The organism is Exiguobacterium sp. s6 (assembly GCF_018618155.1).
GTDB lineage: Bacteria > Bacillota > Bacilli > Exiguobacteriales > Exiguobacteriaceae > Exiguobacterium > Exiguobacterium mexicanum_A.
In genome coordinates this window covers 71386-82923 of the sequence record NZ_JACSLN010000005.1, presented here as the reverse complement: position 1 = coordinate 82923, position 11538 = coordinate 71386, and the positions used below count along the sequence as shown (strand labels likewise).

Here is an 11538-nt window from a genome sequence, read left to right as displayed (position 1 = left end):
ACATAAAATGAAACATTACAAAAGGAGAGAATTCTTATGAAGAACCCAGCGTTAGAATTACAAAAAACAACCCGAAGCAAAAACGTAGACCAAGGTGGATCAAGCGGTTCAAGTAGCAGTAGTTCAAGTAATGATTTTAATAGTAGCTTCAGTATTTTCTGCTAATCAAAACATAAAATGAAACATTACAAAAGGAGAGAATTCTTATGAAGAACCCAGCGTTAGAATTACAAAAAACAACCCGAAGCAAAAACGTAGATCAAGGTGGCTCGAGTGGTTCAAGTAGCAGTAGTAGCTCAGATTTCAACAGTAGCTTCAGCATTTTCTGCTAAATTCTTGTTTTGAATTTTTGGATGATATCTATTCATGTACATACAAGGTATCATCCAAATTTTTATATTTAACATTTAGTTAACTTACTTAAACATATAATTGCCTAATCGAAAACCTTGTTAAAAGAAAAGGACACGGATAAGAAATGAAAAATGGAGTCTTCAAGTTAATAAAAATTAATAGATCAATTGTAGTTGGAATAATTATTAATCTATTTGCTATTGTGATGACTGTCTTAGTTCCTCTATCTGTAAAAGAATTTATTGATAGTAATAATGAGTATAGTATGAACTTTAATTGGGCGTTTGTTATTTTCGGATTACTAATTTTACAAACGATCTTCACATCAATTGGTACATACCTAATTACTTCTGAAGGTGAAAAACAAATTGCAAAAATTCGAATAAATGTCAAAGAACATATATTAAATTTACCTGTTAAGTATTTTGACGCTAACAATAGCGGTGCTATATCAAGCAGGGTAATAAATGATGCTACATTACTTAGAAACTTCCTAACTATTAATATTCCTCAGATGATTAATGGCTTGACAGCTATTTTAACTTCTATGGCAATACTCCTTTATCTAGATTGGAAACTGGCATCGTTATTATTTATCATTTTCCCTCTAAATGTACTACTGACTTTTCCAATGAGTAAATTAAGTAGAAAAATTTCGATGGAAACTCAGAGAAGTCTAAGTAATTTAATTGGTATTACTTCAGAAAACATAAGTAATATTCGAACAATCAAACTTAACACCGCAGAACAACATACCTTGTCAAAGTTTACAGAAGAAGGAGATCAACTTAAAAATCTTTCAATAAAGTCAAACTTAATATTTGCTATAGTAAATCCTTCACAAAAGCTCTTTGCAGTGTGTCTCATCATTTTAGTGGTACTGTACGGTGGCTATAGAGTAGAACAAGGTACGCTTTCAACGGGAACTATGATTTCATTTATGATTTTCTTATTTCAATTGATTGGTCCGGTAAATAGTGTTGCTGACTTTTATAATCATTATATGAGAGCACAAGGTGCAACAGAAAAAATAAATGAAATTCTAGAAGAAAATTCAGAAGAAGAAAATTCAAAAAATGATTTTAATAAAGTGGATACTTGGAATTTTCAAGTTGCTCAAGCTAGTACTTTAAAATTGTCTAACATCTGTTTTTCACACGGACAAAGAAGTATTTTACATGATATTAATATGGAGTTTAAGAAGGGTGAAAAAATTGCTATAGTTGGCCCGACTGGATCTGGAAAGAGTACATTAATTAACTTAATTACAAGATTGTACTTAGTTGATGAAGGAGAAATCCTATTAAATGAGCGAAATTCATACAATATTCAATTACATCAATGGCGTAATCTATTTGGAGTGGTTTCACAAGAAAATTCTATTTTGAGTGGTACGATATATGACAACTTAGTGCTTGGATTAAAAGAAATACCGAATGATAGTGATATTCATGAAGCATTAGAAATGTCTTGTCTATCGAATGACGTTTCCAAGTTCCCAAACGGAATCCAAACCTCGATAGGCGAAAAGGGTATGAATTTATCTGGTGGTCAGAGACAACGTTTACAAATTGCTAGAGCTATATTGAAAAATGCTCAGTATTTAATCCTTGATGAGGCAACATCAAGTCTTGATTCATTTACAGAGAAAACAATTATTAAAAATTTATCTTCAAGCGGTAGCAAGAAAACTGTAATCTCGATCGCTCATAGATTATCAACGATAGTTGATGCCGATCGAATTTATTTTATTGATAATGGAACTATAAAAGATTCGGGTAGCCATACTGAATTATTAAAGAAAGTACCAAAATATAAGCGTTTTGTCGAAGATCAATTAATTAAAGATAATGAAATTACAAATGTAGGATAAAAATTAAAAGGAGAATTCTATATGGAAATGACAGATTATTTGAAGTATTCAAAAAACAAAAAGAGTCCATTTTTTGGTTTTGACATTGTAAAAGATGTTCTCGACGGTACTTTTGATATACCACCGTTTCGTGAAGATCATTGGACAAAATATTCGGACGAGCATTGGATTAATATTATTTCAAATAAATATGATTTTCCTTCTCAAGGATGGAAAATTCACATCTCTGCTGATGTAAGTGATGCTCAAAATCTATTATTTGATGTAGCTCAATTTTTAATTGACCAAAATATTTCATTTAAGTATGTACCTAGTTTAAGAACTTTGATGAATAAAAACGTAAAGTACGCAAATAGAGGAGCATCAGGAAAGTTTATAACTGTATATCCTAAAGACACTGAACAATTTATACATTTATTAGATCAATTGAAAAACATTACAGATGCATATGAATTGGGACCTTATATTTTAAACGATCAACAGTGGAAAGAAAGTAATGTTTTCTTTAGATACGGTGGTCTTAAAAAAGTTGTGAAATTAGTAAACGGAAAAGAAGTATTAGCTATTAAAACACCTGATGGAGAATTGATTGAAGATCAACGAGTACCTTATTATCATCTTCCAGATTTTGTTGAGGAACCTGAGATGATTCAATCTCAAAATACTTATCCTGCAGAAGATGAATTCTTTAAGCTAAATGAATTTACTATTTTAGAGGCAATACATCACAGTAATGGCGGAGGTGTATACATTGCTGAAAAAAATGGACAAAAGATTATTTTAAAAGAGGGGCGAAGTAAGTCGGGAATTGACTCTACTCGAACTGACGCATTTCAGCGAAATAAAAATGAATTTTATAATCTTGATCGATTAAAAGATGTTGATACAGTAATAAATGTTTATGAATATTTTACAGCATGGCGACACAACTACTTCACTGAAGAATTTCATGAGGGAAGAAACTTACAAGCCTTCATTTCACAAGAGTTTCCTTTTACAACGAGTATTCAAGAAAAAAATAATGCTTATGTTGAAAAATGCGACATCATTTTACAACAGTTAGTTTCTACGATTGATCAAATCCATAGCAAAGGTGTAGCGATGGGAGATCTCAGCTTAACAAACATCATGATTGATGATCAAACACTAAAGATTAAACTGATTGATTTTGAAGCAGCAAAAACACCTGATAAAAAATTCATCGCGGCTGTTGCAACACCAGGTTTGTTTTCAAATGAAGCTCAAACATTTAGAGAGGCAGATTGGTTTGCTGTTTATAGAATTTCGCGATTGCTTTTCTTACCCATCCCTAATGTTGTTGATATTTCACCACAGTTAGCTCATATCCATGATGAAGCTATTCAAAATAAATTTGGAGAACGAGCAAGAAAAATTTTACAAGATATTGAGAGTCGTGTAGCAAAATACACAAATTTGCAGCCTAAGTCTTCAGGAATTGAATCTAAGCTAAACATTCCTGTGAGGGAGCTTAATTCAAAGAGTATTGAAGAGACCATGAGTGGCTTACAAAAAGGTATTCTAAATAATTTAAAAGTTGATAATATCGGTTTAACTGAAGGGAATGTTAGGCAATATCTTGAAAGGGATAATATTTATAAACATAACATTGCTTATGGTTCTTTTGGGGTATTAATGTCTTTAATTCGGTCTGATCGTACCTTGATACCTACAATTAAAATTAAATATAGCAATTGGTTTGAAATTATTGTTCCTTATGTTGAAAATTACTCTAAAAATACGTGGAGTAAGATTGGTCTGTACGATGGCTATTCTGGAATTATTACTGTGCTTTACGAATTAGGATACAAAGAAAGAGCATTGAACATTCTTGATCAATTGATTAAGCGTTGTAGTTATGAGCAAATTGAAGCAATTGAAGATATTTCAATTGAGTCTGGATTATCAGGTGTCGGTTTATTATTGCTTTCATTTTATGACATTTTAAAAGATGAGAAGATATTAAATTGTGTTGATCATATCTACAATAGAATTATTCGATTATATTCTCTTAAGGAAGAAACTCCTTTCGAAGACTTAGAAACTCCAATAAACTATGGTCTTTTAACCGGCTGGAGTGGGGCAGCACTTTTCTTATCTAAGTACGATGATTTACTTGATAATAGAAATACAGAAATCGCTTATAAAATTCTAGATGATTCATTCAATGCAGCTTTAGAGTCCGAGGAAGTTGATGAGTTATATATTTTGAAGCATGACTTAGAGATCCGAAAAGCTATTCCTTATTTAAGAGAAGGATCGGCGGGATTGAATCTGGCAATGCTCGAGTTCAAAAAAGACAATCCAAACTATTTAAATGAATCTCGTGAACGAATTCTGAAGCGTTTCAAAAAGAGCCATGAATTTTATTGTTCAGCTACTGCTGGACTAATGGATGGATATGCAGGATTCCTTAGTGTTGCACAGGCTAATGATATTTCGAATTCTACTACTTCAAATTCAAAAGAGGTAATTCTAAGCGGTTTAAATAACTTTTTAGTACGAAATGGAACTGAAGAATTGTTAAGTCCAGGAGCATTCAATTTGAAGTGTTCTATGGATTTATATACGGGATCTGCAGGTGTATTACTCACCTTAGCTGACTTGAAAAAAGATAAATGGGGATCATTTTTACCAATACCAGATAGCGGTGTTAATCTATTTAACTCCACTCCGGTCAGAAGATCATTAAAATCAGCAATATTTATTTAAATGGTAACAACCACTTCGACATTATTTAAAGATTTGTCTTTTTCAAAGGGGATTAGTATTAATGGGTAAACTGAAAGTAAAGCTGTCACGTTTTTCAAGTTTGTTAATAGAAAATAAGAATAGAGAATCTCAAGAAAAATTCAAAATTATTATTGATACAGCGAAAAAGATCTTAGAAGGACCACATCCAGGCCGGATTTTTGATTATATTTATACATTAGGGAAGCCCACTCAATTTCAAAGAATAGTTGATTGTATAGATGGATCAATTAAAAATAACAATGACTCAGGAATTGACCAATTATTTATGAATATTTCACCTATAGAAAGTCGCAATTTATATGAATTACTTTCATATAAAACAATACAAGAGGATATTCAATTAATAAATCCGAGTAAATATTTGATATTCTCTTATCCCTGGAATCAAGAGCGTTTATTTAGTGCCTTTATGGAGGTGGGGAATGAAGTAGGAAACCCCTGGGAGCATCAGGATTTAAATCATCGACTTACGATGATTGACCCGATTAAAATAGGCGTGATAGATAATGGAAATCACTCTGCGACTATGAATATCATTTCAAATGAGGCTCAATTTAAAGCTACTCAATATGTTGATTTGGAACCATGGTTTAGCAAAATTTACTCTGATGGAGTCCACTTTAAGTCAATCGCTGATCATAAGGTTATTGGCCGAGTTACTTCTCTTGAAATGGCGGCAATTTTCGAAATTGGTAGATTACTAATTCAGAACGATCGAGATACAAAATTGTCATATTGAAAAAATTTGACTAGCAATCAGTATTGTTAAATACGACTTTATACGTTACTTTGATGAAACTAAATAAAAAGGTATTGAAATTCATTAGTGAGAATTTCAATACCTTTTTAAATTACGAACTATTCTGTTGAAGGTTTCGTTCCCGAAGAACAGCAAGCTCTACCTGTTCTTGTAGTCGATGTTCAAACGCTTCTTTTTCACGTCGAAGAAGTTGAACTTCTAAATGAAGTTTTTGATTCTCTTCTTCGAGTTGTTCACTCCGACGCGTTTTACTTTTTAATTCATCTACAGCATCCATTAAACTCTGGTTTTGACGATTTAATTGTTTTTGACTCTCTTCTAATTTTCGAATATTCCCTTCCAAATCAAAGATCGTCTTTTTATGAACCTTCAACTCTTCTTTCGCTGATTGTTTCTCAGTCTCTAGTGCATTTAGTAAGTTTTGTTTATCTGTATGTAGTTGGTCCAATTGCTGTTGAAGTTGTTCTAGCTCTTCCTGATGTTGCATGACTTTAGCTTCATATTCTCGATGAAGGTCTTCACTTTCCTTCACAACACTGTCTTCAAGTTCACGTATCGTTTCAGTATATTGAATTGTCATGCGTTGAGTTTCTTTTTGTTGCTTCTCTAAGCGAAGAGCTCGTTCATGAAAGAGTGAAGTAATCTGATTAAGTGTTGTTTCAAGTACATTATTCTCTTCATCGATTAATGGGTCTGGTGATTGTTTATCAGCTAATTGAATAAACTCTTCAAATAATTGATTCGTCGTTAGTTGTCGTTCTTGCATTAAACGTTGAATATGTTCTGTCACTTCTTCAGAGACACGAAATGATTTTACTTTTGTTTCGTTTGAGGCCATATCATATTCACTCCACGTCATTTTTTTTTAGTATACCATACCGCATGTATCCCATTATAAACTCGAAATACTATGAACCTAAGACGAAAAAAATAAAGGGTTTCCCTCGTAAAAAAGGTAAAATTATACTTATCATCGATTTGGAGGACACATATTAAATGATTAAATTGAGTTATGCAAAGAACGGATCACGACTCTTTCATATTTCAGAGGTGCATGACCGCGATAAATTGTATACATGTCCATTTTGCAATGAGCAAGTTCTGTTTAAAAAAGGCGAAGCACGCGAACATCATTTTGCACATGCAGCGCACTCAAATTGTTCCGCATCACAAGAAACGATACTACATTTTCATGCAAAGCATTACCTTGCAGATTTGATTAGTGGATCAAGTACATTAAACGTCGAATTTCAATTTTTATGGAGTGATCACTCTAAAGTACTAAAAGATTTAAGCGAAATGATACCCATTCAAAATGAAGGAACGATACAACTTTATGATATTTTGGAATACTACGGTTATTTTCCGGAGATTGGAGAAATCGAGAGAAAAGTAGGACCTTATATCGTGGATGTGTTTGCAGCGAATGAGGAACTGCAAAATAGTATTTGTTTTGAGATATTCGTAAGTCATCAAATTGAACCTGAAAAGCGAGCCTATTTTATTGAGCATCAAATCCCGTTCATGGAGCTAGTTCCAAAACAATTCAGTACAACCCATGTCGAATTTAAACTTCACGATTATTATTTACCCGGTTTCTTTGACGAGAAAGTGAATCAAATGTACTGAAGTATTTATTTAATACATATAAACAAGACTTACATATACAGCTTATACAAGAAGAGAGTGTTTTACCTGAGCTCCATTTAAAAAAGCGAGCTGTTCAAGCATTGAGAAAAGAGCTACTCGATCAACCCGAGATCGGAATGAATAATCAGAAAGTGTTAGAAGGTGCACATTATCTCATGTGCCAAGCGCATAATGCTGTGATTAAAAAAGAGGTCACAGTGAAAAATATTCGTTACGGAAAATCAAAGGCCGGGAAGCCTTTCTTAACCATTAATGATGGTAGGTACTTTGTTGCAGCGGAGACGAACATATTTTATGACTTATTAAATAAGATGATGCGAAGAGCAGAAGTAACAGCTTATATTGGGGGATGGAATGATTTATCGCGAGATCAAATTATAGGATTTGATTTCCCTATCCCAAATCTCGACAAAGTTGAAAATGCAGCAAATAGAATTGTAGATCGAACACTAAATGAATTTGAATTCAAAATTGAACAAAGACTTCGTCAAATAGAATCAAATGAAGTGAATGAGTAAGGTCAAATAAATGAAAAAGGTGGAACCATACGAGAATGAACTCTGAGATTAATTTTAATGCGATTCTAACGCACTTATCTAAGTACGCAGGCGAGAAATATACAAGTCCAGATCGAGTACCATTAGAAACTAAAGATGAAATGATAGAACGGAAAAAGAGCGGTGGGAGAGCCGCTGATGAATTACATAAATTATCAAAAGCATTTGCGAGTATGTATGATTTAATTCCCCCTTCAAAATCTAAATGGTTAGATGGTTCGAATACGGCGATTCGTTCTTATCTATGGGCACAATTAAAACAAGAAGGTCATGTACATATTCCAACTAGTCTTTCAATATTTGCTGAAAAAGTTCAGGGACAGGTACAGTTCAGGTTATCAATTGAGTTAAAACAAGAAGGGGTAACCGAGGAAGATAGAGAAAGACATCACCGTTTACTAGATTATCCACTTCCAGAAGACACACATTACTCATATGTCATATCAACTGATCAAACGTTAGGCTTCATGAACAGTGATGAAACTGCAGAAGAAATTCGAACTAAAATAAACTCAAAAGAGTATAAGAAAGTACAGCTCGTGTACATGCTGTCTTCGTCCGAGATCGAAGAACGTGAATATTCAAATGAAAACATTTTTGAAGAGCTATCAAAGGCTTTTGAAATACTGAAACAATGCTATGACTACATTATTAAAGATACTCCCCCTTCTGACCAACAATCGTTAAAAATCGGAAACACTAAGGAGAGTCAGTCGATGTACGATAAAAATATTATTCTGTATGGACCGCCTGGAACCGGTAAAACGTATCATACCGTTTTATATGCAGTAAGTATTATTGAACATGTCTCGTTAGAAGCTCTTCAAAGTGAGTCTTATGATGACGTATTGAAGCGATACAATAGCTACAAAGTTAAAAACAGGATCGCGTTTACAACTTTCCATCAATCATATGGATACGAAGAATTTATAGAGGGGATCAAACCAACTCTAGATAGTGAACAGATTCAAATTGAGTATCAAATTCAGCCAGGAATTTTCAAAGATTTTTGTGAAACTGCTAGTGAACCTGGGGATTTTTTAACGTCCTATGGAATTAAACGAAATGCACAGATTTGGAAAGTCTCTCTCGGTGGAAGTGGTGTGAGTGAATTAAAACGTGATTGTTTTGAGAATAATCGAATCCGAATTGGATGGGATCACTTTGGAGAAAACCTATTAGGCGGAACAAAAGAACCAGAAGGAACTGTAAAAGATATTCTAAATAACTTTCAAAATGAAATGGAGGAAGGGGATATTGTTTTATCCTTAAGTGATCAAAAACACATTGATGCGATCGGAGTCATTATAGGTGCGCCTGAATGGTTAGACTCTAAAGAGGATTATGTAAAAGATAAGAACAATCTTGAAATTACTCATTATAAACGTAGTAGAAAAGTAAAGTGGCTCGCTAAAGATATACATGAAAACATATTAGATTTAAACGGCGGAAAGGTCCTGGTTCAAAAAACTGTATACAAATTAAATCGATTAACGTTGCAAGATATACAAACTATTTTACAGCCACATATACCACAACAAGGGCTGGTCACATCAAAAAATAGGGAACCCTATGTTTTCATTATTGATGAAATTAACCGAGGAAACATTTCAAAAATTTTAGGCGAACTAATCACACTCATTGAACCTTCGAAACGTATCGGGGCGGATGAAGAAATGAAAGTCCAACTCCCTTATTCAAAAACTGAATTTGGAGTTCCCGATAACATATACATTTTAGGAACGATGAATACCGCGGATCGATCCATTGCATTGATGGACACTGCACTGAGAAGAAGGTTTCAGTTCATTGAAATGATGCCAGATGAGAATGTCTTAGCCGGAGTAATCGTCGACTCAATTCGTGTAGAAGACATGTTGAGAGCGATGAATCAACGAATCGAAGTGCTATATGACCGTGAGCATATGTTAGGACATGCATACTTTGTATCACTCAAGAGTAATCCGACACTTGAAGCGTTGAGTAGTATTTTTATCAATTCAATCATTCCATTGCTACAAGAATACTTCTATGAGGATTATAGTAAGATTCAAATGGTTCTAGGGGATAATGCAAAAGAAGATTCTCTCAAATTTATTCGAGAGTCTGACGTAAACGTTCAATATGTTTTTAAAGGCAATCCAGAAATTGACTTACTGGAGAAGCAATATACATTGCAACGATCGGCCTTTTCTAATCCAGCAAGCTATCGAGAGATTTATGAATAATGGTAAAAGCTAAAGTCATTGAAGTGTTAGAGCATGATACTTTAGCGGTTGGTACCGGTCCTAATGGGATTGATCAAAAATCATTCGATCAACTAGAGCAAATTGTTCTCCAGATGAATGTCATATCTGGAGACTCAGCAGCGATTGACTTTTTGTCACTTTCCGCTAAGCGTGGTGTTGGGAAAGTAATTCGAGCGAAAAATTACGTAGGTGTCTTACAAATTAATCAGCATCAACAAATTCAAATCCTCCCTAAAATTCACGGGGTAACGAAATCAGAATCAAAAACAGTATTGTTAAAAATGCTAAAGACACTTGGGGACTTTCCAAGTAAATCATTTAATGTGGCTAGTTTGAGTATTGAAGCTATGCCTCTGTTTGAAGTGTTCATTAGATTATATATTCGAGAAATGCAGATCATTATTCGTAAAGGGTTACAATCTAGTTATTATCCTGTTGAAGATAACTTAACGGTTTATAAAGGTAAAATGAATTTCTCGAAACAGATTCGCCATAACCTAACGCATCGAGAGCGATTTTATGTGTCATATGATGAGTTTGGCCTGAATCGAGCGGAGAATCGCTTGCTAAAGACTACGCTTGTATACTTAAACAAAATATCTGCAAATGAGTTAAATCGAAAAGATATTAAACAGTTACTTTATCACATGGATGCCGTTGAAACATCATCCTCTATAGAACACGATTTTTCACTGGTTCAGTTAGGTCGAAATATGATTCATTACGAAAATGCTTTAAATTGGGCTAACGTGTTTTTAAATAAGCAGAGTTTTACAAGTTTCTCCGGGGATATTGCGATGAATTCTTTGTTATATCCAATGGAACGATTATTCGAAAACTACGTAGGGAAATCCTTGAAGCATTTATTGCATGATTCAAATTGGAACGTATCATTGCAGGATCGTAGTTATCATTTATTCGAGAAAAAATTCGCTTTACGGCCAGATATTGTGCTTCGTCATAGCGTCACACAACAAATTATGATTATAGACACGAAGTGGAAAGTACTCGAAAATCTACCAAGTCGCAACTATGGCATATCACAGGCAGACATGTATCAGATGTATGCTTATGGAAAGAAATACGGCACAAACGAAATCTTTTTAATGTATCCTTTGCATGACGGATTCCATGTTGATGAAGATATCGTATTTACGAGTGATGATGGGATTCAAGTAAGAATTGTGTTTGTTCAGTGTGAAGATATCGAACAAAGCTTAATATCGTTTATCCAAACGTTTTTATCTTAGGGTGTAAACATTTCGACGTCGAAATGTTTACATTTGAACTCTATTGTGTTGTATACAAAAAAGAATGTTGCTA

The 11538-nt window shown here is 33.7% G+C and carries 8 protein-coding genes; 7 read left to right on the top strand and 1 reads right to left on the bottom strand.

Annotated elements, in window-relative coordinates:
* Positions 1-478: 478 nt before the first annotated feature.
* The 3 genes from KNP75_RS14865 (at position 479) to KNP75_RS14855 (ending at position 5738) form a co-directional block, all read left to right on the top strand.
* Positions 479-2227: an ABC transporter ATP-binding protein gene (locus KNP75_RS14865; RefSeq protein ID WP_215190750.1), complete on the top strand. Its 1749-nt coding sequence runs from the start codon at positions 479-481 to the stop codon at positions 2225-2227.
* A gap of 21 nt (positions 2228-2248) precedes the next feature.
* A complete protein-coding gene (lanKC, locus tag KNP75_RS14860; RefSeq protein WP_214879261.1) occupies positions 2249-4957 on the top strand; it encodes a class III lanthionine synthetase LanKC in 2709 nt (902 codons plus the stop codon).
* A gap of 61 nt (positions 4958-5018) precedes the next feature.
* Complete coding sequence (locus tag KNP75_RS14855; protein WP_214879262.1) at positions 5019-5738, top strand: DUF6710 family protein; 720 nt, start codon at positions 5019-5021, stop codon at positions 5736-5738.
* Between the two features lie 112 nt (positions 5739-5850).
* Here KNP75_RS14855 and KNP75_RS14850 read toward each other — a convergent pair whose 3' ends face one another.
* Positions 5851-6597 (bottom strand): hypothetical protein, encoded by a 747-nt coding sequence (locus KNP75_RS14850; protein ID WP_214879264.1) that lies wholly within the window; start codon positions 6595-6597, stop codon positions 5851-5853.
* Positions 6598-6755: 158 nt separating this feature from the next.
* Between KNP75_RS14850 and KNP75_RS14845 the strand changes: the two genes are divergently transcribed.
* From KNP75_RS14845 to KNP75_RS14830, 4 genes are all read left to right on the top strand, one after another.
* On the top strand, positions 6756-7388 hold the full coding sequence (locus tag KNP75_RS14845) for a competence protein CoiA family protein (protein ID WP_214879266.1): 633 nt from the start codon (positions 6756-6758) through the stop codon (positions 7386-7388).
* A gap of 137 nt (positions 7389-7525) precedes the next feature.
* A complete protein-coding gene (locus KNP75_RS14840) occupies positions 7526-7927 on the top strand; it encodes a hypothetical protein (protein WP_214879268.1) in 402 nt (133 codons plus the stop codon).
* Positions 7928-7962: 35 nt separating this feature from the next.
* Complete coding sequence (locus tag KNP75_RS14835) at positions 7963-10194, top strand: AAA family ATPase (RefSeq protein ID WP_251128385.1); 2232 nt, start codon at positions 7963-7965, stop codon at positions 10192-10194.
* Positions 10194-11465, top strand: a complete 1272-nt coding sequence (locus KNP75_RS14830; RefSeq protein WP_214879270.1) for an McrC family protein — start codon at positions 10194-10196, stop codon at positions 11463-11465. The genes KNP75_RS14835 and KNP75_RS14830 overlap by 1 nt, the downstream gene beginning before the upstream one ends.
* Positions 11466-11538: the final 73 nt, after the last annotated feature.